Genomic DNA, 24,795 nt, shown 5'->3' with positions numbered 1-24,795 from the left:
AAAATTAAAGTTTTTCCTGGTTGCCCAGCCAGGCAGCGCCCACAACGCCGGCATCGTTGAACAGCTCAGCGGGCTTGATGGTTACACGGCGTTTGCCGTCCCGGGCATAGTCTTCCCAATTGACCAGCTTGCGCACAGGGGCCAGCAGAACCTCGCCCTGCTTGGATACGCCGCCGCCAATGCAGATAATCTCGGGCTGGAAGATGTTGACCACGTTGGTCAGGCCGCAGGCCACATACTCCACAAACTTGTTGATCAGCTGGGTGGCCAGCTCGTCGCCGGCAGCCATGCCGTCAAAAGCAGTCTTAGCGCCAACCTTGGTGATATCGCCGTTTACCAGCTCCCACATCATGTTCTTGGGGTGGGACAGCATCGCGGCTTTGGTATCCTCGGCCAGAGCGCGGGCGGAAGCGTACTTTTCCCAGCAGCCGTTTCGACCGCACATGCAGGGGCGACCATCCTTCTGGATTACCATGTGGCCCAGTTCGGCGCCCGCGTAGTTGAAGCCGGCAAAAATCTTGCCGTCGATGATGATGCCGCCGCCGATACCGGTGCCCAGGGTAATGACCACAGCATACTTTGCGCCGCGGGCGCCGCCAGCGATAAACTCACCGTAAGCAGCCGCGTTTGCGTCGTTTTCAATATAGACCTTGCAGCCCAGACGCTGCTCCATGTGTGCGCGCAGCTCCCAATCATAATAACCGAAATTGGCGTTAAAGTCTACTACACCCGTCCGGCTGTTTACACTGCCCGGGGTGCCGATGCCAACCCAATGCAGGTCATCCAGAGTCAAATTGCTTTCTACCAGCACCTGACGGCACAGGTTGGCGATCTTCTCTTCGATGACCTCCTCAGGCTGAGGCAGATCGGTGTCGCAGGTGCATTTATGCAGCACCTTGAAGTCTTCGTCAACAATACCTGCAGTAATGGTAGTACCGCCCAGATCCACGCCAATGGTATACTTCTTCATCTCAACAACTCTCCGATCCGATCTACGATTTTTTTGTTATGTATTTCCAGTTCGCGGCGAAGATTTTCACCGGAACCATTGATGATCAGCTCCTGGGGGAAATTGATTTCCTCCAAGATCGTATACAAATGAGAAACACCCCGCTCCAGATGATAAATGGAGTGTGCGTCGCTGTTTAAAGCAATCTTACAACCGCTTTTTTTGCAAGCAAGAGCAAGAGCTCTCATGTTCGCTGCACCTTGCGGGCGTACAGAAAAGGAGTTTCCGTTCAGTTCCACCACTTTGTTATAAGCGGCAAATTCCCGGGTGACTCGCTCGTAATCATACACATGATCGGCCTGTTCCGAGTGGCCGATCATATCTACATACGGTTTTTTCGCCACGTTAAGCCATAGTTCCGTAGCCTGCTCAACGGTAAGTTTTCCGGGCAAACAATCCCCATGAATAGAGGCAATGACCCAGTCGAACTGCGCCAGCTGCTCCTGCGAAAAATCCAGTGTTCCGTTCAGGTCCATCACATTTGCCTCGACACCCTTCAGAACGGGAATGCCTTCCAGCACATCCGGCAAGCGAACAAGATTGTTGAAGTACCAGATGTGGGGAGAGTCCGGCATTGCGCAGCCGTGGTCGGTAACCGCAATGGCTTTATACCCCATGGATGCCGCCTTGGCAGCCATTTCGGTGATGGTGTTGAACGCGTGGTTGGATACCAGCGTATGGGTGTGCAGATCTGCTGCGATTTGATACAAAGTATATGCTCCCCTTCTGCGTCAGATGCCGATGTCTTCGTCCAGACCAAGGCGAGCAAGAAGCTCCTTGGCAGCGTTGTAGCCCATCTTTTTCTGACGGTTGTTGATGGCGGCCGTTTCCAGGATTACCGCCAGGTTACGGCCGGGCATTACAGGGATCACAGTCTTGGGGATCTGCACGCCCAGAATATCATAAAAATCGGTTTCCAGGCCGGTGCGGCTGTAGTTTTTGGTCTTGTCCCAGGGCTCCAGATCCACCACCAGGTCCACCTTCTCGCTGACCTTAACCGAACCGATACCAAAGATGCGGGCCACATTTACGATACCGATGCCACGCAGCTCGATGAAATGGCGGATGTTTTCCGGTGCGGTGCCCACGATGGTGCGGCTGGAGGTGCGGCGCAGCTCCACCGCGTCGTCGGCGATCAGGCGGTGGCCGCGCTTAACCAGCTCCACGGCGGTTTCGCTCTTGCCCACGCCGCTGTCGCCCAGGATCAGAATGCCTTCGCCGTACACCTCAATGAAAACGCCGTGGCGGGTAACACGGGGCGCCAGCTCCACATTCAGCAGGCTGATCAGTGCACTCATCAGGGTGGAGGTGGATTCTGCGGAGGACAGTACGGGAACAGAGTACATCCGGGCAAAATCGATCATTTCCGGCAGGGGTTCCAGGCTGCGGCTGATGAGCACCGCCGGGGGTGTGAGCTCGAACAGACGCTCCAGATGAGCGCGTCGGGTAGCTGCGGGCAGCTCCTGCAAATAAGACATCTCGACCATGCCGAAAATCTGAATTCGGTTGGCATCAAAGTACTGGTAATAGCCCGCAAGTACGATACCCGGACGGTTAACATCCGCCGTGTAGATGGGGATCTCGTTCAATTCCTTCGGCGCATAGACTGTTTCAAGATTCAGCTGTTCCGCTACTTTGCTCAGAGGTACGGAAAATGCCGGCATAAAGAACACCCTTCCTTTTTGATGAAATATCAGAGTTGCTTTTATTATACATGATTGCGTAAAGATTATCAATTTGATTTGCAAGAAAAGCCAAAGGGAATGCATGAACTGCAGATGCTCCGGGGTCAGCTTTACCGGTTTGCCCGGAAAAGGGCAACTATCGCAGCAAATGCTGCAGATCAGTCCCGTTTTCAACGAGTGTTTTTTTGCTATGAAGGGCGCTTAACACAAAGAAAGCCCTGCGACGGGAGACGATTCTCATCGCGGGGCCTTTGAAATGTTTACAGCAGCTGCAGAGCGCTGGAGAATTCCACGCTGCCGGGCTGATAAAGGGTCTCTGTCTCTTCCAGACGAATCGCCAACTGCTCGTTTCGGTTGCGAAAGCGGCTTAGAAAGCAGAAAGGGTCAATACCCGGAGTAAAGCTTTGCCGGATTACCTCCTGCGCCATTTGTTCCAGCTGGGTGTTGAATTGCTTCAGCAGCTCCCGCCGCTGCTCCCGGGAAGCGGGCAGGTTTTCTCCGGTCATCTGCTCCACGTGACCGGAAAGCCGGATCGCAAGATGCAGGGAGTTTTCCTGCTCCACGCATTCGTAAATCAGCTTGGGAGAGCGAATGGTCAGAGTGACCGGGCCGCTTTCCCCTTCCACCCGGAGCTGCCCGGTGCCGGTCTGGCCGCTGAGCAGGGCGGCCAGCACAGTTTCACTGCCGGTGAATCGGGCTGCGGGAGTACCGTCCTTATACAGAGCGAGGCCCTCCATCTGCACATTGATTTCTTCGGACAAGTGCACCAGCGGCAAAAGACCGCCGCCCTGTGCCGACGCAAGCTGATACAGATAGGTGCGGTACTCTCCCCGTTCCCCCAGCCTGCGGATCGAATCCAGCACGGCCCCGGCGTTTTCTTCATTGAGCGGCTGTTCACTTGCGGGCCGGTTGATTCCCCATACTGCCATATTGGGCCGTCCGGCGGAATTGTCATAAAGAAAGCGGCAGCACTCGGGCATTCCCTTCTCCTGCAGCCCGGGCCCGAGCAGCAGCAGTTCGTTCTGCCCGTAAAACAGTTCCTCGGCCCGGGCGGATTCCGCTTCCTGAATTGCTTCAGCGAGGGTGCTCCCGCTGCCTTCAATCAATCGGATGGTTTCCGCGGCCTCCCCGGCATCTGCACTGGGCTGCGGCTCCAGAACCAGGACCTGGGCAAGGTATTCATTCTGGTGGTAGTCCAGCAGCAGAGCCTTCACGATCACCTTATCGCCAAGACCGGTGGAAGCACAGCCGCACAGAGCTGCCGCGATCAACAGCGGCGCGGCCAGTTTCAATAGCTTCATTCTTGTTTCCTCCCTGTGGTGATTCGAACGATACCCAGCCAGAGCAGCAGTGCAAGGCATCCCCCCTGCTGGATCAGGTATGCGGCTTGCTCTGCCTGCCCCCAGGAGGCCAGAAAGACACCGATCACCCCGGCAACCGCCAGATAGTAGGCGCTGTGGCCGCGCAGTGCGGGAAATACCTGCCGGATGCTTTGGGTAAACACGGAAAAATACAGCGTGGTTTTCACAAAAAAGAGCAGCAGCCACACGCAGGCGTGCAGCGCATCCAACCGGCGAAATACCGAGATGCCGCCCAGACGGGCAATGGTGAACAGCGGCTGTTCCTCCTGTTCGTAGGCAGGCCCCAGGGTCATTTCACCCAACAGGCAGAACAGGGCCTGAGCGGCGAAAAGCCAGACAAAAACTGCTACCGGTCGGTGGTCGGGTCTCTTGGAATTCTCCGGCCTCCACAAAACCGCCCATAAAATTAATTCCGGGGCCAGGTAGAACTGACCTGCAAAATCACGGGCAAGCTCTGTGCCGTTCAATGCCGCGGACTGCAGGTTGACAAACCGAAGCTGCGGCAAAACGGACAGCAGAAGCAACCCCATGGAAACAGCTGTAAGCGCAAGCACCGCTGAAGCGGTTCTGGTGAGCGCGTCCAGCCCGGAATAGACGCCGTAGAACACCGCCACAAACAGAAGGACCAGAAAAATCTCCACTGGCAGGCCGGTGTGCATGGACTGGCTGTAAAACCGCTCACCCTGGATGATTTCCAATGCGGCGGACAGCAGCATTACAGCGCTCAGCAGAACGCAGAAGATTTTGCTGCCGAGCGCGCGCCCGGCACCTTTGCGCAGCAAAGCCAGCAGAAGAGCGAACACAGCCATCTGCCCGGCGGCGCACAGAATCCCGTGCTGTGCGGTTAAAAGTGATGCTCTGCGCCCGAAGGGCTGCAGAAATACATCCGCCAGCAAAGCTGCCGCCATAAGAACGGCCAGCTGGGCGGGTGCAGGAGAAGCTGATTTATTCTGTGCCATGGGCATCTCCTCCCGGCAGATCATTGACAGAAAAGGGCCGGCGGGCCAGCTGTTTCCAATTGGTACGCAGTACACCGTCACGCACGGCGCCGTTTGTCCAGGGGATGAGAGGCGCTGTATAGGGCAGACCAAAGGAATTCATGCCGCAGATGCTGGTGAGCATGATAAACAAAAGCGCAAGAATGCCAAACGGTCCGAACAATCCTCCGGCAAATACGAACAGGATACGAAGCACGGTGGCCGGTTCATACAGCGACGGGATCACAAACATGGAGATGGTGGTGAGCGCCGCTGTGATTACAATGGGGGTGCTCAGGATTCCCGCCTTTACCGCCGCATCGCCCACAATAATCGCGGCCACAAGGCTTACGCTGTGACCGATGGGTCTGGGCAGGCGCAGACCTGCTTCCCGCACGATTTCCAGCAAAACGATGACCAGAATCATTTCCAGAAACAGCGGAAGCGGGGTGGCGGCCTCCGCCGCTGCAATTTTATAGAGCAGCTGGGGCGGAAATAACTCGGGCGTATATTCTGCGATGGAAACAAACACCCCGGGCAGCAGCACGGCCAGAAAGAATGCGCCGTATTTGATGATCCGGATGAAGCTGGCAAAATAGGCCTTGGTGGAGTAGTCATCCAGGCTTTGAAAGTGCTCGCTGAAGAAGTACGGGATCACCATAGCGAAGGGGCTGCCGTTCACCAGAATTACCAGCTTTCCCTCACACAGCTTGGCGCAGGCCGTGGCCGGGCGTTCGGTGTAGCCTGCCTGCTGAAAAAAGCTGAAGCCTCCCCGCTGCAAAAACGGGGCCAGATAGCTGGAATCGAACAGAACCGGAATCCGAACCCGATTGAGCCGGTCACGCACCCGGCGCACCAGCTCCGGCGGGGCCAGGTCACGGTCATAGATCAGCGCAACCTCGGTGGCGGTACGCTCGCCGCAGATCATCATCTCCACGGTAAGGGTTTCGGTCCGGATCAGGCGGCGCAGCAGGCTGATGTTGATGCGCAGCAGATCGCTGAAGCCCTCCCGGGAGCCGCGCACATTTCCCTCTCCCGAGGGCTCCTGAATGGACCGAAATTGCATATTCTGAGTGGAAAGCACCACAGCCTTGCAACAGCCCTCAATCAGAATCACAGTGGTTCCGGCGGTCAGCTGGGTACGCAGCTGATCTACGGTTTCCACATAAGAGTTTTCCAGCGGCAGGTCGGTTTGTGTCTGCAGATAATCGAACAGCTCTTCCCCGTTTCGGGGGCAAAAGTCGCTTTTGCTGAGCATGTCCAGCACCACCACCCACAATCGCTCAATGGTGGAAAGGCCCTCAAACATGCACAGGCAGCATGGAATGCCCAGAATCTGCACCGGCTTTGTATACAGGTCGATTGAATTGCCAAATCTTTGTTTCAGCAGCTGAATGTTTTGCTGCAGCTGCGGCAACAACGATTCTTCCGTTTGCATCTGCGTCACCTCCGGCCATTAGTATACCCGGAAAGCGGACGCGGCAAACCATAACTTTTGAAAGAGAGGCGGACCGGATATGCTGATCCTCATGCTGCGTACACTGCTGGTCTATCTGCTCATCCTGCTGGCCATGCGGCTGATGGGAAAACGGCAGCTGGGAGAGCTGCAGCCTGCCGAGCTTGTTTCCACCATACTGATCTCCAATCTTGCCTCCATCTCCATCGAATCGCCGGAGCTGCCACTTAGTACCAGCCTGGTGCCTGTATTCCTGATTGTGGCGCTGGAGCTTCTGTTGTCCGGGCTGTGCTTCTGCTGGCCCAGGGTGGCAAGGCTGCTGTTTGGCTCCCCTGTTACGGTAATTCGCAACGGAAAGATCTGCTGTGATACCCTGCGGGCGCTGCGCTTCGGAACCGGTGACCTGCTGGAAGCGCTGCGCGGCAAGGAGGTGTTCAACCCGGCTCAGGTGCGATGGGCTGTGGTGGAAACAAACGGAAGCATCAGCATCTGCAAGACCGGAGAGGAAGAACCTTTTGTTCCGGTTATTGCCGACGGTCAGCTGTTGAAAGGTGCGCTGCTGCTGTGTAAAAAGGATGATCCGTGGCTTTCGCAGGTTCTAAAACAGGAGGACTGTACCCGGGAACAGGTGATGCTGCTCCTGGTGCGCACAAGCGGTGAATATCAATTGATCAAAAAAGAAAACAGCCCCTCTCCGCAAAAGCGGAACAAGGGGCTGTGGAAAGGGCATTTATGAACCGGCTGCGGGCAGCTGCGGTGATTCTGGCGACGCTGCTGCTGCTCACACTGGCCAGCCAGCGTCTGGTATCCGACTCTCTGGATTCCCTGGAGACCGGACTGACACAGGTAGAGCGGCTGTGCGCCGATGGTGCATACCAGACCGCAAAAGAGCGGCTTTACAATATAACGCAGGCTTACCAGAAAAAACAGGCCGTTCTGGCACTTTTCATCCGCCGGGATAAACTCAGTGAGTTGGAGACCTCGCTTTACAGCCTGACGGCCTATGTGCACCCGGACTACCGGCAGGATCTTTTCTGTGAGACCGGCAGACTGAAGGCACAGCTGAACGGCATTCGCCGGTTATTCTTCGGTCTGCTCTGAGCGCTTGCTGAGCATCTCCTTCAGCTCGTTCATGAAGGTGTTCAGATCGGAGAACTGACGGTAGACCGAGGCAAACCGCACATAGGCGACCTCATCGATTTTCTTCAGCTCTTTCATCGCCAGCTCACCGATGTGGATGGAGGTAACCTCACGCTCGTAGCTGTTCAGAAGAGACTGCTCAATGTTGTCCACCGCGCGCTCCAACATCTCGTAGCTGACCGGACGCTTTTCGCAGGCGCGCAGCATACCGCCCAACAGCTTCTGACGGTCGAACACCTGGCGGGACCGGTCCTTTTTAATGACCATCAAAGGAACGGTTTCCACGATTTCGTAGGTGGTAAACCGCTTGCCGCAGCGCAGGCATTCCCGGCGGCGGCGAATCTTTTCGCCGTCCTCTGTGGGGCGGGAATCAATTACCTTGGATTCCAGTTCGCCGCAGTAAGGGCACTTCATATGGGGTCCTCCTTTGATGGCGGCCGGGTTACGCTTGTCCCCGTGCCGCGGTTTAAGATTCCGTTATTATAACACAGATGCACCTGCTGTTGCAATCCGGTTTTTTCAGGCCTGCAGCAGCTTTTCCAGACAGGCAAGACGGACACTGATGCAGAGCAGCTGGCTTGCCTGCTCCAGCTCGGCCACCGTGGGGTACGAGGGAGCGATGCGCAGGTGATGGTCCTGGGAGTCGTTGCCGTACGGATAGGCAGAGCCCGCCGGGGTGAGCACCACACCGGCCTCCTTGCACAGCTGAACCACACGCTTGGCACAGCCGTCCATCACATACAGGCTGATGAAATAACCGCCCTTGGGATCGGTCCAGCGGGCGATGCTGCCGCAGGGAGCCAGCTGCTGGGCAAAGGCCTGCTTGACCAGTTCAAATTTGGGCTCCAGAATGGCCCGGTGCTTTTTCATATGCTCCAGCACGCCCGCCTTGTTCTTCAAAAAGCTCACATGACGCATCTGGTTCATCTTGTCAAAGCTGATGGCCATGGGTGCCATCTGGGTGAGAATGTGGCGGATGTTGGCCTCGCTGGCGGCCAGCGCTGCAACGCCCGCGCCCGGGAAGGTCACCTTGCTGGTGGAGCATACCAGCAGCGGCCGGTTCGGGGTGCCGTATTTTTTACACTCGGTCAGGATGCCGGGAACCGAGCACAGCTCATCGGTCAGGTGGTGTACACAGTAGGCATCGTCCCAGATGATCTTGAAATCCGGCGCGCCGGTTTTCATACTGGCCAGGCGGCGCACGGTCTCAGCGCTGTAGATGTAGCCGTCCGGGTTGGAATACAGCGGCACGCACCAGATGCCCTTCACGCTGGGATCGGCGGCGAGCTGCTCCACCAGGTCCATATCGGGGCCATCCTCATGCATCGGCACCGGGATCATCTCGAAGCCGAAATATTCGGTGATGGCAAAATGCCGGTCGTAGCCGGGCACCGGGCACAAGAATTTCAGCTTCTCTTCCATTCGCCAGGGATGCTCGCTGTCCGCAAAGCCGACACGCCAGCCCATATCGATCATGTAGTACATCAGTGTGAGCGAGGCGTTTCCGCCCACGATGACCTCGTTCTCCTCCACGCCCATCAGCTCGGCAAAGAAGCGGCGGGCCTGGGGCATGCCGGGCAGCAGGCCGTAGTTGCGGGAATCCTCACCGTTTTCTCCGATGTATTGATTCTGGCTGAGCAGCCCGTTGGAAAGCTCCAGCTGTTCGGTGCAGGGCTTGCCGCGGGACATATCCAGCTTCAGCCCCTTGGCCTGATACTCCTGATACTGTGCCAGAACTGCCTGGTATTCCTCCTGCAGCTCCTGTTTGGTCATGCTCTGGTATTCTTTCATTGCAAACGCTCCTCTTTTGCAGCTTCCCAGCGGCGCACCCGGCGCAATTCTGCACCTGGCGCGGGGTGGAACGACTCCTGATTTTCGAACTTATTATAGTATAAATCCGGACAGTGCACAACCCGAAATCGGGAGTTTTATCCGGGAAAACACACACTGGCAATAAGACACACTTTTCCTGATTGCCGGACATAAAAACACCGGAGCAAAGCGAACTTTGCTCCGGTTTGGTGCCGCTGACCGGGATCGAACCGGTACGCCTTATTAGGGCGAGGGATTTTAAGTCCCTTGCGTCTGCCAGTTCCGCCACAGCGGCAAGCCTAATTATAATACATCAAATATGCCGGTTTGTCAACGTTTTCCCCCGACAATGGCTGCAAACCGAAACTGGGGAATTGTAGGAAAGCAGGCGATCGTTTATAATAAACAAAGCAACCATACCCGCGCAAGGCATGGCCCTTCTTCGCACCTTCGCGCGGACGGAAAGGACGTGGCTTTGATTCAGATGCCTGTTTTTGAAAAAATCGAACGCCGGAAATTGTTTGCTCTGGGCTGCCTGCTGGGAGCGGCGGTTTTCTTTTTGCTGTACGGCTTTGCCCCGCTGGATGTGACCAACGACGCATGGCTGCGCGGCGGATACATTGAGGCGGATATCCTGCAGCATTACGCTGGCTGGCTGTTTTACCGGCAGTCAGAGCTGTCGGTACCCTTCTGCTTTTCTGAGCTCATCAACTGGCCCTTTGGCCTGAGCGTGGCGTTTACCGACTCCATTCCTCTGTTCGCGGCGCTGTTCCGCCTGCTGGAGCCGCTGCTGCCCGCCACGTTCCAGTACTTCGGGTTGTTCACGCTGCTTTGTTTTGTGCTGCAGGGAGGCTTTGCCTGCCTGCTGGTGGGGTTATTCACCCGCCGTTTGCCCGTCGTACTGCTGGGGGCAGTCCCTTTTGTGTTCAGTCCCATTTTGCTGGAGCGAGCCTTTCGTCACACTGCCCTTGCGGCGCAGTTTCTGATTCTGGCCGCGCTGTACTATTACATCCGCGGCCGCAGAGAGAAACGCTTTTTCTACCCCGGATTGTTTCTTGTAAACTGTGTGACGCTGGCAATCCATCCGTACTTTGCCCCCATGACCTACGCGCTCACCTTTGCACTGCTGGTGGAGCATGCGGTGTTCCAGAAACAGATCGCGAAACCGGCCGCGCTTCTGGTAGCTAACCTGGGCTGCACTGCCCTGATAGGCTGGCTGTTCGGTCTGTTCAGCGGCGGGTCTGCATCCGGCGGTAGTGGCGTGCAGTACGGGCATTTCTGCATGAACCTGAACGCGCTTTGGAACCCGGTTAGCCGGGGCATGGACCACTGGAGTCTGTTCCTTCCCGCACAGAACCAGACACTGGGCAACTACGACGGCTTCAATTATCTGGGCCTTGGCATACTTTTGTGCAGCGTGGCGGTGGTGTTGGCAATGCTGCGCTGGCGCCGCGATGGACTGTTCGGATGGCTGAAAAACCGTTTTGGCCTGCTGTTTGTTGTGGTTTGCCTGACGGTGTTCGCGGTCAGCAATGTAATCACCGCCAACGGGGCCATACTCGCCCGCCTGCCTCTGCCTGGCTTTGTGGTGCAGCTGGCAACCACCCTGCGTTCCAGCGGGCGGCTGTTCTGGCCGGTATATTACCTGATCTTCCTGTGCTGTGTGGTCGGGCTGATCCGACTGACGCAGTACCAAAAGCAGTGGGTACAGACCGCTGTGATCGGTGCTCTCTGTCTGGTGCAGCTGGTGGACCTGAGCCCGGCACTGCTGGAGAAGGCTCGCTCCTTCCGCCCTTATTCCGATGCGGGCTTTAATCTGCTGAACCAGGAGGACAGCAGCCTTGCCGCCTTGCTGGATGCGACTGAGGGCAAATATCAGCATCTGGTGGCGCTGGACCCGCTGAAAACCAGCGGTCTGAGCCTGGCAATTTACACTGCTGATGCGGGAATGACCAGCAGCGACACCTCTTTCACCGCTCGCTATGATGAGGCGCAGGCCCAGCAGCGGCGGGAGGAGTTTCTGCAGGCCATTACCAGCGGCGAGCTGCCTGCGGACAGCATCTTCTTCACCGGGCAGGAGGAGACTTTCCTGACCGTGGCACAGACTGCACAGGAGCAAGGTGCCTGGTGTGGTGTGCTGTATCAGCAAACCGGCGATGGCAGCAGCGCTCCGCTGGTTTATGTGATTGCCCCCGGCCTGGAGGAATTTTCCCATCCGCTGGCGCAGGAGTTCAGCGAGGCTTACCCGCTTCACCTGGCGGATTATTCCGATGATTTCTGGGATCGCGGTATTCTGAGCCTGAATCTGGAGAGTATCGACCGGCAGGAGGATGCAAACAAGGTGATTCTCTTCTATGATACTCCCTTTGCCCGCCAAAAGCTGGAGGGCGCAGCTGCTCTTTCCGATGGGGAGGGCGGTGTTTATCCCATTCTTGAAGTAAGCGACCAGGATGCCGGTTGGCTGATGGTCACCCTGGACATTGACGACGCACACCGGCTGTACCGTGAAAATGGCCTGTGCAAGGATTTGGAGGTCCTTTCATGAAGATCATTCCCGTGAAAAGTCTTACCCCGGTAAGGCTGGACAAATACCTCACTGAGCAATTCCCTGCCCTGACCTTCGGCAAGCTGAACAAGGCACTGCGGGAGAACAAGATCAAGCTGAACGGAAAAAAGCAGCCTCTCTCCACCCGGGTGCAGACCGGCGACGAGATTCGGCTGTTCCTGTCGGATGACCAGCTGGCTCCGGCAGAGACGAAAGGTCCTGCGTTTCTGCGCGCCCGCTTTGCGGCAAAGCCGGTTTATGAGGACGAGCACATTCTTTTGGTGGACAAGCCCGCCGGTCTGCCGGTGATTCATGATACCGAGCCGGACACCCTGATCCACCGGGCCATGCTGTATCTGCATCAGGAGCACGGCTGGGAGCCGGGCAAAGGCCCTGCCCCTGCTTTGTGTCACCGGCTGGACACCGGCACCAGCGGTCTGGTGCTGATCGCCAAGCACCCGCAGACCGAGCAGCTGCTTACCAGTTTGATTCGAGAACGCGCGATTCGAAAGGAATATCTCTGCGTGACCTTCGGGCGGCCCCGGCCGGAACAGGCCACCCTGGGCGGCTATCTGACCAAGGACGCGGGCAAGGGCCTGGTACGGGTGAGTGAACGCCCCACGCCCGGCGGCAAGGAGATCGAGACCCGCTACAAAACGCTGGCAGTCAGCGGCCGTCTTGCCCTGCTGCAGGTGGAGCTGATCACCGGACGGACTCATCAGATCCGGGCGCACCTGGCCAGCATCGGCTGCCCCATTCTGGGCGACAGCAAATACGGCAACAATGCCGCCAACCGGGAGCTGAAGCTGAAATACCAGGCCCTGTGTGCCTGGCAGCTCACCTTCCCCACCCTGACCGATCCGCTGCTGCAGGGTGTGAGCGGACGCAGCTTTCAGGCGGAAAAGCCCTGGTGGCACCAGCAGCTGCTGGAGGGCAAGCTGAAATAAAACAAAAGGCCCGAGGTCGTGAGCAGAGCAAATCGCTCTTCGCACGGCCCCGGGCCTTTTTGATTATTCTTCGGTCTGCTCGGCCAGCACCTGGGCCTCCTCATAGGTGTACAGCTGATTGAGCACCTGGCACAGCGCCTTTTTGGAAAGACGGGGCGGAAGGCCCAGTCTTCGCAGAAACGCAAAGCGCTGCTCCTGACTGCCTGCGGTGCCAGAAAGCCCCCACTGGTACAGATCGGTATAGGTGATGGCCCGGCCGCTGCGGGCGGCGGTTTCGCTGGCGCCTGCGTCCAGCAGCGCCTTTTTCAGCGCCTCAGGCGGCAGGCCCTCCACGCCCAGCAGGCCCTCTTTCCCGGGAACCGCCTTGCGGGATTCCTTGCCCGGGATTGCGGGCACATAGGCCTGCCGTACATACTCCTGCCCGATCAGGTTGGACAAAAAGTTCCGGATACGGAAACCCGCCGCGTCCGGGTCGGTGAGCAGAATCACGCCTCGCTGGCGGCCCAGCTCTTTGAGAAGGGCCTGGGTCTGCTTATCCTTGTAGATGGCGAAACCGTCGGTGGTGAGAATCAGACCATCCACCACCGCGCTGAGCGCGGCCGCATCGTACCGGCCCTCCACCACAATCACCTGCTGAATGCGAAGCTTGTCGTTCATCGGCTCACCCCCGCGGCTGCCAGACGGCAAAGTGTGGTTTGCAGCAAGACGGCGCTGTCCACCGGGGAGCCCTTCAGCCCCTGATCCAGCTCCAGCAAAATCTCCAGGCACTTCTCCAGCTGGGGTAAGGTATACCGGGCGGCGGTTTCGGCGGATTTTTTCAGCCGGTAATCGCTGCCCTTGTAGCCCAGGTCCTTGTGCACCTGACTGTAGCTTTTCTTGACGGAAAGGCCAGCCTTGACCCGGTACAGGTCCACATAGCTGCCGATCATGGCGGCAGTGATGGCGATGGGGTCATTTTGCAGCCGAAGCAGCGTGTTTAGCTTTTCGCAGGCCTTGGCGGCGTTCTTGCCGGTGATCAGGCGGACCATATCGAAGACATCCGCCTCCAGGTTCTGGGTGCTCATCTCCACGATCAGACCCGGGGTGATCTCGGTGTAGCCGCTGGCAGCGGCCAACTTGTCCACCTCGTTTTCCAGCAGGAACAGGTCCTGCCCGCAGCGCTCCAGCAAAAGACCCGCCGCGCTTTCGCTCATGGCAGTATCCATGCCCTGCGCCCGCTGCCGCAGCATGAGGCGCAGCTCCTGCACGCCGGGATGGGCCACCTCGGCGGCATAGCCCAATGCCTCACAGGTCTCGATCAGCTTTTTGGCCTGCTTGGGCAGCTTCAGCTTGCCTCGTTCCTCGCTGAATACACTGTGGATAACGAACACCGCATTTTCAGTGCTGGCTAGCACATCGCAGAACTCAGCCATATCCTTTTCCGAATAGGCCGAGGGCTGCAGCATGGGCAGCTCCACGATGCGGCGGGTGCCGAAAAAGGATATAGTGCCCGCCGCCATGACCAACTCCTCCACCGTGGGGGCAGGGCCATCCAGCCGGGTGCTCTCCCCATCCTCCTGCAGAAGGGCGGCCGCCGTCTTTTCCGCAGCTGCCCGCGCCAGAAACGGGTCGGAAGAATAGTAATAAAAAACCGGCACGCCCTTTTTCAGTGCGGCCTGCTGTTTTTGCTCAGAATGCAGCATTGGTTACCCCCTCGAATGTGATTGCCCTGCCGGGGCGGATGTACACGGTGCCGCCCAAAGGCGCATAGCGCCAACGGACGCCCGTTTTGCCGGAGTGCCAGTCGTAGGCCTTGGCGGTGAGCACCTGCACCGGCTCCACCAGCCCCGGATCGGAGGAGCCTGCCAGAAGCAGGTCCGTTTGCAGCGGCGTACCCGCCTCCAGCTGGCCGGTGATCATAGCCACCCGGTAGCCCTCGATCTCCATAAGCGCCAGATTGGCACCGCTCTGGTTGACCAGCGAAAGCCGTATCCCATAAAAATCTTCGGTCCATTGTTCGTCTTCCGGCAGCTCCTCTGCGGAAAGCTGTCTGCCCGAAGTTTTCAGACTCCCCGGGTCCTGGCGCAGGTCCACCCAGAGCTCCGCTTCCTCCAATCCCTGTGCCTCCAGTGCAGCTTGTGCCTGCTGGCGGTTGCTTTCTCCGCCCCGGAACAACACCATTGCGTGCTGCTGTACTGTTACTACCGCGCAGGGATTGGATGTGCTGCCTACCAGCCGGATTGTGATCACATCCCGCCCAAGCTGGGTGAAAAGCCCAAAGGACAACCCAAGTCCCACGCACAGAACCGGAAGCGCCCAGCGCAGGCAGCACTTTTTCCAGGCATACCAAAGGACTGCCCCGCAGACAAGCACGGCAAACACCGTGAAGGCCGTGGGCAGCACCAGCTGCGCGGCCGGAAGCGACGAGGTATAAAACACAATGGCGTTCTGCAGCTTCACCAGAAGCGCCGCCAGCAGCATCACCGCCCGGGTGATGTGATAGAAAGCCGGAACAAGCCCGGTCACCGCGCAGATCAGGCCCAGACAGACAATAGGTCCCACCAGAGGCATCACCAGCAGATTGGTCAGCACGGAAACGCCGCTGACTGAAAGACCGTGCACCAGCTGAAGCGGCAGCGTGAAAAGTGCCGCCAGAATCGGAACCAACAGCACAGTGCACCAGCGCCGTATCCGGCAGCGCCAGGGATGCTCCTCCAGTTCACTCAGCCGCATGGGCGGAAAGATTCGGGCGGCACAGAGTACCCCAAGCGTGGCGGCAAAGGAAAGCTGCAGCCCCAGATCGCACACCGCATAGCAGTTTTGCAGCGAGAGCAGCACCGCAGCCACTCCCAGCGAGGTGAAGGAATCAGCCGGTTGGAGAAACAGTGCACCAGCATAGAAGATCAGTGCACCCATTCCGGCCCGCGTCACCGATGGGGTGAAGCCGACCAGAGCCATCATGCCTACCACCAGAACCATGGCGGCCAGTGCCTTCTGGCGTCGGAACCGGCCGCTGCAAGGGCGGTTGCCCAGAAACGCGCTGCACAAAAGTGTCAGGTGAAGGCCGGACACCACCAGTAGATGGGAAACACCGGCTGCCCGGTAGGCGTCGCTGATCTCATCAGTCAGGCGGTTTTTGTCCCCAACCGCCATGGCGGAGAGCACGCTGCCCAGCTCCGGCGCAAGATAGCGGCGGCAATTGCTGGCAAGGGTTTCCTGCAGCTGCCGCAGGAAAAAGCGCGGCGCCCGGCTTTGCCCCTCCAGTGTCACATCCTCTGCGGTCACTGCCTGCAAGAGCACTCCGTCCGCCAGATTGCCGTAGTAGTATTCATCCTTCTCCAGAAGCTCCACAGAAAAGGTCCCGCGAAGGATATCTGCACGCTCGCATTCCGGCATTGCCACTGTCGAAATCCGAAACTGTTTCCAGCCGGGGAGCTGCTTGCCGTTCAGCTCCAGAACAGTGAACTCCCCGCGCACTGTCCCATCCTGAAAGCCCGGGTCCACCTGCTCGGCCAGCACAACCGCCTCCACTTCCTCCCCTGCAAGATCAAAGGCAGGAGCCACCACAATGTCGTACATCAGCGAGTGAAGGAAAATAGCAGCCAGCCCTACCAGTGGAAACAGAAAACTATAGTTTCGCTTTCCCAGGGCCAACGCACACCAGAATATGCATACAAAAACTGCCGCGAGCAGCCCAAGGGCCACAGGCGGCAGATACACAGCGATGAGTTTGGCGGCAAACCAAACAAAACAGCAAGCTGCCAGTACCCGTCTCATTCGCGTGCGGGGATCAGTGGGTGAACAGAGGCAGTTTTTCCAGGAAAATGATATCGGTGCGGTCGGCTGCGTCGCCTTCTGCCAGCGCAGCTGCACGGCCTACCACCGTACCGGTGCTCTTTTCCACCAGAGTCTCCAGCGCATGCAGGGAGCCGCCGGTGCTGATCACGTCGTCCACAATCAGAATCCGCTTGCCGTTCATGGCCTCCAGATCCTTCTGGTCAATCACCAGCTTCTGGCGGGCGCTGGTGGTGATGGATTGATCCTCTACAACCACCGGATTCTGCATGTAAAGCTTTTCGCCTTTACGGGCAGGGATATACAGCTTTCCGCTCTGGCGGCTCATCTCGTAGGCCAGAGGAATGCCTTTTGCCTCGGCAGTGACGATCACATCAAACTCCGGGCACTTCTCAAGCAGTGCTTTGGCGCAGGCAACGGTCAGCTCCACATCGCTGAACATAATGAAGGCAGCAATGGAAAGATGCTCGTTGATGGCGCAGATGGGCAGTTCCCGGGTCACGCCTGCCACATGCAGGGTATAGGTTTCACTCATAATCAGATATCTCCTTTTCTCTCACACAGCGCAGAACAGCCCGCGCATCAGCCCGGAGGCCAGGCAAGGCTGCGCTTTGCCAGCACATGAAAGTGCAAATGCTTTACACTCTGGCCGCCGTCCTCGCCCACGTTGGTCACCACACGGTAACCGTTATCGCAGCCCAGCTCCTTGCACAGGCGAGCAATGGTGGCAAAGATATGCGCCAGCAGCTCACCATCCTGCTCGGTGAGCGCGGCAGCAGAATCCACATGTTGCTTGGGAATCACCAGGAAGTGAACCGGTGCCTGCGGATCAATGTCGTAAAACGCAAGGATCTTGTCGTCCTCGAACAGCTTATTCGAGGGGATCTGGCCCTGGGCGATTTTGCAGAACAAGCAATCCATTGAAACATCTCCTTTCCAGAATCCAACAATGCGTCAAAACAGGCTGCGAACACCGGGATGCCTTCTCCCGGTGTTCGCAGTGAAAAACAAATGGGATCAGCCCTCCAGGATGCCCTTCACAATACCGGCGACAGCGTTCAGAGCCTCGTCGATCTTGTTCTCGTCCTTCAGACCAGCCATGGCGAAGTCGGGCTTACCGCCGCCGTTGCCGCCGGCAATGACCGCGATCTGCTTGACCAGAACGCCGGCCTTCAGGCCTGCATCCAGAGCGCCCTTGCCGCAGGAAACAGCCAGAGTGATCTTGCCATCGGTGGAGCCCACCAGAGCAGCCACGGTGTTGGAAGCCTTGTCGCGCACCTTTTCCGCCATGCTGCGCAGCGCCTCGGGAGCAGTGCCGGAGAAGTAAGCAGTCAGGATCTTGATGCCGTTCACATCCTCGGCAGCCTCAAACAGGCCGTCGATCTTGCTGGCAGCGGCGGCAGCCTTGGCGGCATCCAGCTCCTTGCTCAGAGCCTTCACTTCGCTGGCCACAGCCACAGCGCGCAGGGGCAGATCCTTCATGTTATTGACCTTCAGCGCGTCTGCTACCTTGTGCAGCATCTCGGTGCGCTCGTCCAGCAGGTTCAGCACGCCGTAGCCGGTGGTGCCTTCAATACGGCGGATGCCGGCAGCTACGCTGGATTCGCTCAGGATCTTGAAGCAGCCCAGCTGAGCGGTATTCTTCACATGAGTACCGCCGCAGAACTCGGTGGACCAGCCATTTACGTCTACAACACGGACCACGTCGCCGTACTTCTCGCCAAACAGAGCCATGGCACCCATCTTCTTGGCCTCTGCAATGGGCAGGTTCTGGATGTTCACATCCAAAGCCTCGAAGATCTTCTGGTTTACGATATGCTCCACCAGAGCCAGCTCCTCGGGAGTCACAGCACTGAAATGGGTGAAGTCGAAGCGCACGCGCTCGTCGTCCTCGTAGGAACCGGCTTGATGCACGTGGCTGCCCAGCACCTCGCGCAGAGCCTTCTGCAGCAGGTGGGCGCTGGTGTGGTTGCGGGCAATGGACATCCGGCGGCCCTTGGACACAGCGGCGGTCACACTGTCACCCACCTTCACGGTGCCCTCCACCAGGGTGCAGGTGTGCACGAAGTAGCCCTTGCCGGTCTTCTTCACGTCCTTCACTTCCAGGCGGGCGCCGTCGGCAGTCACGATGGAGCCGGTGTCGGCCACCTGTCCGCCGCTCTCAGCGTAGAAGGGAGTCTGATCCAGAACCACCAGAACGCCTTCCTTGGCGCCCTCATCGGTGGAGATGGCATCCTCCAGCTCCTCACCATCAGACAGAGCCATCACTTGGCCCTTGTCCTCCAGCTTCTCGTAGCCGGTGAACACAGTGGCGGGCACGGTCAGCTCGCTGAACAGGTCGGAGTCCCAGCCGGAGATGCCGCGGGACAGACGGTCCTTACGGGCTTTCTCCTTCTGCTTCTTCATCTCGGAGTGGAAGTTCTCCTCATCCACGATGATGCCGGCCTCGGCAGCGATCTCGCGGGTCAGATCCAGGGGGAAGCCGAAGGTGTCGTTCAGCTTGAAGGCGTCGATACCGGAGAGGATCTTCTCCTTGCCGGCCACGGCGGCCTTGGTGATGTTGTCGATCAGGTTGTTCAGGATCGCCATGCCCTGGTCGATGGTTTTGTAGAAGCGCTCTTCCTCGGTACCGATGACCTTCTTGATGTAGTCGGCATGCTCCTCCAGCTCGGGGTAGCCGGCCTTGTTCTCATGGATAACAGTATCCACCAGCTCGGTCAGGAAGGGGCGGGTGATGCCCAGCATCCGGCCGTGACGGGCGGCGCGGCGCAGCAGGCGGCGCAGCACGTAGCCGCGGCCCTCATTGGAGGGCATGATGCCGTCGCTCACCATGAAGGTGGTGGAGCGGATGTGGTCGGTGATCACGCGGATGGAGATGTCGGTCTTGGCATCCTCACCGTAGGTCTTGCCGCTGATCTTCTCCACATGGTTCAGGATAGCGCGAACGGTGTCAACCTCGAACAGGTTGCCCACGCCCTGCATCACGCAGGCCAGACGCTCCAGACCCATGCCGGTATCGATGTTGGGGCGCTCCAGGCGGGTGTAGTTGCCCTTGCCGTCGGAGTCGAACTGGCTGAACACCAGGTTCCAGACCTCCATGTAGCGGTCGCAGTCGCAGCCAACATTGCAGTCGGGCTTGCCGCAGCCGTGCTCGGGGCCGCGGTCAAAGTAGATCTCACTGCAGGGGCCGCAGGGGCCGGAGCCGTGCTCCCAGAAGTTGTCTTCCTTGCCGAAGCGAACCATGTGGTCCTCAGCAATGCCGATGTCCTTGGTCCAGATGTCCCAGGCCTCGTCGTCGTCCTCGTAAACCGAGATGTACAGCAGTTCGGCGGGGATCTCCAGAACCTTGGTCAGGAACTCCCAGGCCCAGGCAGTGGCTTCCTTCTTGAAGTAATCCTGGAAGCTGAAGTTGCCCAACATCTCGAAGTAGGTGCCGTGACGGGCAGTGATGCCCACGCGCTCGATATCCGGGGTACGGATGCACTTCTGGCAGGTGGTCACCCGATGACGGGGAGGCTCCTCCTGACCCAGGAACCACTTCTTCATGGGGGCCATGCCGCTGTTGATCAGCAGCAGGCTGTTGTCGTTCTTCGGTACCAGGGGGAAGCTGTCCAGCCGCAGGTGGCCCTTGCTCTCGAAAAACGAAAGATACTTTTCACGCAGTTCATTCAAACCGGTCCATTGCATCGTTCATAACTCCTCTACATGTGTTGTGTACAAAACGTCTGATCAGATAATTGCTCAATCGCCGGAGAAAAAAGAATAGCCCTCGCCCCCAAACAGGGACGAAGGCTAAAAAACTCTCCGTGGTACCACCCAGATTGTGGCTTCGATGCTTCGAAACCACCGCTTTTCGCGCGTTAACGCCGCGTTACGCCCGATTCATCACCGGGGGCTCAAGGGTGGCATGGGGCGGGAGTATAAGCAGAGATCTTGCACCGAATGATCTCCTCTCTGTGGCTATCTGCCCGCCATTGGCCCTATCACAGCCATTATCATAATCGTTTACTTTACAAGTATAGCGCGTGCCGTACCGCTTGTCAACTGTCGGCGGTGGATTTTGCCTGTTCTTCTTTCAGCTGCTCCTGCTGTTCAAAGATCTGTGCACGGGTCTCCTCGCTTTGCAGCCAGAACAATCCATCGCATACCTGGGCAAAAATGGCAGCAGAGCTTGTTTCCGGTTCCGGCGTGCCGTCCTGCAGTACCACGATGGTATACAGTGGGTCCTCTGCCGGATAAAAACCCGCAAACCAATAGTTCATCTCTTCCCTGCCCTCTTCATCGAACACGGCAGTTTGGGCGGTTCCGGTTTTGCCAGCGGCTGTACCGTTTTGCGGGGCAGCCTGTGCACCGATGCCCTCATTCACCACTCCGGCCAGCATGTCGCACAGTGTTTCGGCGGTGGATGTGCTCACCACCTGACGGGTATCCGGCTGATACAGCTGGCGGACCATCTCGCCGGTGGTCTCATCGATCACCGCTTCCAGAAAGCTGGGGCTGCGGTAGACTCCGTCGGCCGCAAGAGCATTGTAGGCAGCGGCCAGTTGGACCGGCGCGGCCATCAGCTGGCCCTGGCCGAAGCTGAAGTTTGCCAGCTGGCCCAGATCTTCCAGCGTTTCCTCCTCCGGCACCACTCCCTCGGCGCTTTTCAGCCCGCCCGCCAGATAGATGGTCTGCCCGAAGCCGAATTGCCGGGCCAGTTCTGCCACGCGGCTGCCGCCCAGCTGCATACCCAGATCGATGAAAAAGCAGTTGCAGCTTTTTTCCAGTGCTCCGCGGATGTTCATCAGCCCGTGGGCTCGGTCCAGGGCACAGTGGTAGTCGTGATCGCTGATGGTAATCACACCCTCGCACTCCATGCTGTACCAGCCGATGCCCCGCTCCAGTGCAGCGGCAGCCAGGACCGGCTTGAACACAGACCCCACATTGTATTGGCATAGTACCCGATTCAAAAACGGCGAGTTCTCGTTTTGCAGACTGGCCTGAATGTTCTCCGGGTCGAATTCCGGCATGCTTACACTGGCACGGACCTTTGCGGTGGCCACATCCAGGACCAATATACAGCCGGTACTCATGGATGTTTGAGCAATGGCCTCGCACACCCGTTGGGTGGCGGTATCCAGGGTAAGCATCACCCCCTGCCCTTCCTCCTGTTGCTCCAGCAGTTGGGGTTCGCTGCCTGCAAGCAATGAACCCTGTGCTGTGGTCACACACTGCACCTCGCGGGCGGACCGGCCACTGGTGAGCAACTCGTCAAACGCCTGCTCCAGACCAGCCACGCCGCTGCCATCCCCATTTAAATAACCGATCAGGTGCTCCGCTAGAGGCAGCGGGCAATAGCGGTTGGGTACGGAATAGGTATAGATTCCCTGATCGGTAAGATCCCGGTCCACCTGAACCAGAAAAGGAGCCAGTGCATTTCGTTTTTCATAGAGATAGGCCTGTTCGCTGTAGGGGACGTATTGAAACAGTTCCGCGTAGCTGCTCTCTCCCGGGATGGACAATGCATAATACTGCTGCCCGTACCCGGTCAAAGGCGTTCCGTTGCAGTCATATAAGTTGCCCCGGCTGTTTTCCAGCGTGAGCGTGGTCACTGTTTGCGCCTGTGCCGTCCGGGCGTACTCCCGGTTTTGCGCCAGCAGATATAGCCTGCCCATTACTACGGAAAATGCCAAGAGCATTGCACCAAACAGTGCAGCAAGACGTTTCTGCGTCATTCTCTCCACCTCCGCTTTCAGTTTGGGCAGATGAATCGGAGTTCATTCCGTGGAGCACCGGAAAACACCGAACCGGGCCCGCTCGGCAGAAAGCTGCTTTACGCAAAAAGGCCTGCATGCGCATTGCATGCAGGCCTTTGCTGTTTGGGTTATGGGGTTATGGTATGGCTTAGTACATGCCGCCCATACCGCCCATGTCGGGAGCGGGAGCAGCAGCGGGCTGTTCGGGCTCGTCGGCAACCAGGCTCTCGGTGGTCAGAACCATGGAAGCAACGCTGGCAGCGTTCTCCAGAGCGGAACGAGTCACCTTGGTGGGATCAACGATGCCGGCCTCGATCATGTCGCAGTACTGTTCCTTCTGAGCGTCGAAGCCGTAGTTGGACTTGCCGGAGCTCAGGATCTTGTCGATGATGACGCTGCCCTCCAGACCGGCGTTCTGAGCGATCTGGCGCAGAGGAGCTTCCAGGGCCTTCAGAACGATGCGGGCACCGGTGCGCTCGTCGCCTTCCAGCTCGTCGCATACCTTCTGAACAGCGGGGATGGCGTTGATGGCAGCAGTGCCGCCGCCGGCCACGATGCCCTCTTCCACAGCAGCCTTGGTGGCGTTCAGAGCGTCCTCAATGCGCAGCTTCTTGTCCTTCATTTCCACTTCGGTGGCAGCGCCCACGCGGATCACGGCAACACCGCCGGCCAGCTTGGCCAGACGCTCCTGCAGTTTCTCGCGGTCGAAATCGCTGGTGGAGCTTTCCATCTGGGCACGGATCTGGTTCACGCGCTCCTTGATCAGCTCCTTGGCACCGGCGCCATCCACGATGGTGGTGTTCTCCTTGGTCACCTTGACCTGACGGGCACGGCCCAGCATGTCAACGGTGGTCTCCTTCAGGTCGTAGCCCAGCTCTTCGCTGATGACCTGGCCGCCGGTCAGGATGGCGATATCCTGCAGCATCTCCTTGCGGCGATCGCCGAAGCCAGGAGCCTTAACGGCCACGCAGGTGAAGGTGCCGCGCAGACGGTTCACGATCAGGGTGGACAGAGCCTCGCCCTCAATATCCTCAGCGATGATGACCAGCTTTTTGCCGCTCTGTACGATCTGCTCCAGCAGGGGCAGCAGGTCCTGGATCACGCTGATCTTCTTGTCGGTGATCAGGATGTAGGCGTCATCGATCACGGCCTCCATCTTCTCGGTGTCGGTCACCATGTAGGGGGTGATGTAGCCACGGTCGAACTGCATGCCTTCCACGACCTCGGAGTAGGTCTCGGCGGTCTTGCTCTCTTCGATGGTGATCACGCCATCAGCAGTTACCTTCTCCATAGCCTCGGCGATCAGCTCGCCAACGGTGGCGTCATCAGCGGAAACGGTGGCAACACGGGCGATGTCCTTGGAGCCGTTTACCTTCTGGCTGTTGGCAGCAAAAGCGGAAACAGCAGCCTTCACAGCCTTCTGCATGCCGCGCTTTACATCCATGGGGTTGGCGCCGGCAGCAACGTTCTTCATGCCCTCGTGCACCAGAGCCTGGGCCAGAACGGTGGCGGTGGTGGTGCCGTCGCCAGCGATGTCGTTGGTCTTGGTGGCAACTTCACGAACCAGCTGAGCACCCATGTTCTCAAACACGTCCTTCAGCTCGATCTCCTTGGCGATGGTTACACCGTCATTGGTGATCACGGGGCTGCCGAACTTCTTGCCCAGCACCACGTTGCGGCCCTTGGGACCCATGGTGATGCGAACGGTGTCGGCCAGGGTATCAATACCAGCGGAAAGGGCCTTGCGGGCAGCCTCGCCATGCAGAATTTGTTTTGCCATAATGAATCTCTCCTTTTATTGCGGGATGCGCAGCGCGCATTCGATCAGTTTATTGCGGGATGCGCAGCGCGCATTCGATCAGTCAGTTTTGAAAACGGATGATGGAAATTACTCCTCCACGATGGCCAGGATGTCGCTCTGGCGCACGATGGTGCATTCCTCGCCGTCCACCTTCACCTCGGTGCCGGAGTACTTGCTGGTGAGGACCTTATCGCCTACTTTGACGATCATCTCCACTTCCTTGCCGTCTACCATGCCGCCGGGGCCAACTGCCAGCACCTCGGCCACCTGGGGCTTTTCCTTGGCGGAACCGGCCAGGATGATGCCGCTCTTGGTGGTTTCTTCGGCTTCAACGGTCTTGATCACAACGCGATCTGCAAGAGGCTTGATTTTCATGGAAGATATCCTCCTATTCAAAAATAAATTTAATGATAACAAAAATTTGTTTAGCACTCATTCTCCCTGAGTGCTAATGTATATTTTAGTCGCTCTTCCCGGAAAAATCAAGTGGATAAATAAAAAAATTTTTGTGAACAAACCATGATTTTACCTACTTGATCTCTTTGTTCTG

At 58.1% G+C, this 24,795-nt stretch carries 21 protein-coding genes and 1 tRNA gene; 4 read left to right on the top strand and 18 right to left on the bottom strand.

Annotated features, from left to right (window positions below):
* Window positions 1–4: 4 nt before the first annotated feature.
* The 6 genes from B5F28_RS03570 to B5F28_RS03545 all read right to left on the bottom strand — a co-directional run bounded on the left by B5F28_RS03570 (window position 5) and on the right by B5F28_RS03545 (window position 6,470).
* Complete coding sequence (locus B5F28_RS03570; RefSeq protein WP_087293469.1) at window positions 5–970, bottom strand: ROK family protein; 966 nt, start codon at window positions 968–970, stop codon at window positions 5–7.
* A complete protein-coding gene (locus tag B5F28_RS03565; protein ID WP_087293466.1) occupies window positions 967–1,719 on the bottom strand; it encodes a phosphatase in 753 nt (250 codons plus the stop codon). Before B5F28_RS03565 ends, B5F28_RS03570 begins: the two co-directional genes overlap by 4 nt.
* A 21-nt stretch (window positions 1,720–1,740) precedes the next feature.
* Entirely contained in the window at window positions 1,741–2,673 is a 933-nt protein-coding gene (hprK, locus tag B5F28_RS03560; RefSeq protein ID WP_087181507.1) for an HPr(Ser) kinase/phosphatase, read from the bottom strand.
* Between the two features lie 281 nt (window positions 2,674–2,954).
* The gene (locus B5F28_RS03555) at window positions 2,955–3,995 is read right to left on the bottom strand and encodes a Ger(x)C family spore germination protein (RefSeq protein ID WP_158097508.1); all 1,041 of its coding nucleotides are present in this window, start codon (window positions 3,993–3,995) and stop codon (window positions 2,955–2,957) included.
* Window positions 3,992–5,014, bottom strand: a complete 1,023-nt coding sequence (locus B5F28_RS03550) for a GerAB/ArcD/ProY family transporter (RefSeq protein ID WP_158097507.1) — start codon at window positions 5,012–5,014, stop codon at window positions 3,992–3,994. Before B5F28_RS03550 ends, B5F28_RS03555 begins: the two co-directional genes overlap by 4 nt.
* Window positions 5,001–6,470, bottom strand: coding sequence for a spore germination protein (locus tag B5F28_RS03545; protein WP_087293460.1), 1,470 nt, complete (start codon window positions 6,468–6,470; stop codon window positions 5,001–5,003). The genes B5F28_RS03550 and B5F28_RS03545 overlap by 14 nt, the downstream gene beginning before the upstream one ends.
* 79 nt (window positions 6,471–6,549) lie before the next feature.
* Between B5F28_RS03545 and B5F28_RS03540 the strand changes: the two genes are divergently transcribed.
* Window positions 6,550–7,224 (top strand): DUF421 domain-containing protein, encoded by a 675-nt coding sequence (locus B5F28_RS03540; protein WP_087293458.1) that lies wholly within the window; start codon window positions 6,550–6,552, stop codon window positions 7,222–7,224.
* Window positions 7,221–7,589 carry a DUF4363 family protein gene (locus tag B5F28_RS03535; protein WP_087293456.1) on the top strand — a complete coding sequence of 123 codons (369 nt, stop codon included), beginning with the start codon at window positions 7,221–7,223 and terminating at the stop codon, window positions 7,587–7,589. Before B5F28_RS03540 ends, B5F28_RS03535 begins: the two co-directional genes overlap by 4 nt.
* On the opposite strand, the gene nrdR is transcribed toward B5F28_RS03535, so the two are convergent.
* From nrdR to B5F28_RS03520, 3 genes are all read right to left on the bottom strand, one after another.
* A complete protein-coding gene (nrdR, locus tag B5F28_RS03530) occupies window positions 7,569–8,042 on the bottom strand; it encodes a transcriptional regulator NrdR (protein ID WP_087293454.1) in 474 nt (157 codons plus the stop codon). The genes B5F28_RS03535 and nrdR overlap by 21 nt on opposite strands.
* 105 nt (window positions 8,043–8,147) lie before the next feature.
* Window positions 8,148–9,419, bottom strand: coding sequence for an aspartate aminotransferase type Ic (locus B5F28_RS03525; RefSeq protein WP_087293452.1), 1,272 nt, complete (start codon window positions 9,417–9,419; stop codon window positions 8,148–8,150).
* Between the two features lie 228 nt (window positions 9,420–9,647).
* A tRNA-Leu gene (locus B5F28_RS03520) sits at window positions 9,648–9,735 on the bottom strand.
* 189 nt (window positions 9,736–9,924) lie between these two features.
* On the opposite strand from B5F28_RS03520, the gene B5F28_RS03515 reads away from it, so the two are divergent.
* A complete protein-coding gene (locus B5F28_RS03515; protein WP_143424676.1) occupies window positions 9,925–11,985 on the top strand; it encodes a DUF6311 domain-containing protein in 2,061 nt (686 codons plus the stop codon).
* A complete protein-coding gene (locus B5F28_RS03510; RefSeq protein ID WP_087293448.1) occupies window positions 11,982–12,932 on the top strand; it encodes an RluA family pseudouridine synthase in 951 nt (316 codons plus the stop codon). Before B5F28_RS03515 ends, B5F28_RS03510 begins: the two co-directional genes overlap by 4 nt.
* A gap of 63 nt (window positions 12,933–12,995) precedes the next feature.
* Here B5F28_RS03510 and B5F28_RS03505 read toward each other — a convergent pair whose 3' ends face one another.
* The 9 genes from B5F28_RS03505 to B5F28_RS03465 form a co-directional block, all read right to left on the bottom strand.
* Complete coding sequence (locus B5F28_RS03505; RefSeq protein WP_087293446.1) at window positions 12,996–13,589, bottom strand: ribonuclease M5; 594 nt, start codon at window positions 13,587–13,589, stop codon at window positions 12,996–12,998.
* A complete protein-coding gene (holA, locus tag B5F28_RS03500) occupies window positions 13,586–14,614 on the bottom strand; it encodes a DNA polymerase III subunit delta (RefSeq protein ID WP_087293443.1) in 1,029 nt (342 codons plus the stop codon). Before holA ends, B5F28_RS03505 begins: the two co-directional genes overlap by 4 nt.
* A complete protein-coding gene (locus B5F28_RS03495; RefSeq protein ID WP_158097506.1) occupies window positions 14,601–16,442 on the bottom strand; it encodes a ComEC/Rec2 family competence protein in 1,842 nt (613 codons plus the stop codon). Before B5F28_RS03495 ends, holA begins: the two co-directional genes overlap by 14 nt.
* Window positions 16,443–16,701: 259 nt before the next feature.
* Window positions 16,702–17,241 carry a phosphoribosyltransferase family protein gene (locus B5F28_RS03490; RefSeq protein ID WP_087293439.1) on the bottom strand — a complete coding sequence of 180 codons (540 nt, stop codon included), beginning with the start codon at window positions 17,239–17,241 and terminating at the stop codon, window positions 16,702–16,704.
* A 47-nt stretch (window positions 17,242–17,288) separates the two neighbouring features.
* On the bottom strand, window positions 17,289–17,627 hold the full coding sequence (locus B5F28_RS03485) for a histidine triad nucleotide-binding protein (RefSeq protein ID WP_087293437.1): 339 nt from the start codon (window positions 17,625–17,627) through the stop codon (window positions 17,289–17,291).
* 96 nt (window positions 17,628–17,723) lie between these two features.
* Complete coding sequence (gene alaS / locus B5F28_RS03480) at window positions 17,724–20,393, bottom strand: alanine--tRNA ligase (protein WP_087293435.1); 2,670 nt, start codon at window positions 20,391–20,393, stop codon at window positions 17,724–17,726.
* Window positions 20,394–20,746: 353 nt separating this feature from the next.
* Window positions 20,747–22,423, bottom strand: a complete 1,677-nt coding sequence (locus B5F28_RS03475) for a peptidoglycan D,D-transpeptidase FtsI family protein (RefSeq protein ID WP_087293433.1) — start codon at window positions 22,421–22,423, stop codon at window positions 20,747–20,749.
* Between the two features lie 169 nt (window positions 22,424–22,592).
* Window positions 22,593–24,224, bottom strand: a complete 1,632-nt coding sequence (gene groL / locus B5F28_RS03470; protein WP_087293431.1) for a chaperonin GroEL — start codon at window positions 24,222–24,224, stop codon at window positions 22,593–22,595.
* A 108-nt stretch (window positions 24,225–24,332) separates the two neighbouring features.
* Complete coding sequence (locus B5F28_RS03465; RefSeq protein ID WP_058963032.1) at window positions 24,333–24,620, bottom strand: co-chaperone GroES; 288 nt, start codon at window positions 24,618–24,620, stop codon at window positions 24,333–24,335.
* Window positions 24,621–24,795 lie beyond the last annotated feature (175 nt).

It is taken from the genome of Gemmiger sp. An194, from assembly GCF_002160145.1.
GTDB lineage: Bacteria > Bacillota > Clostridia > Oscillospirales > Ruminococcaceae > Allofournierella.
Note: the sequence above shows the minus strand (reverse complement) of the source record. Positions and strands in the feature narration are given on the sequence as shown.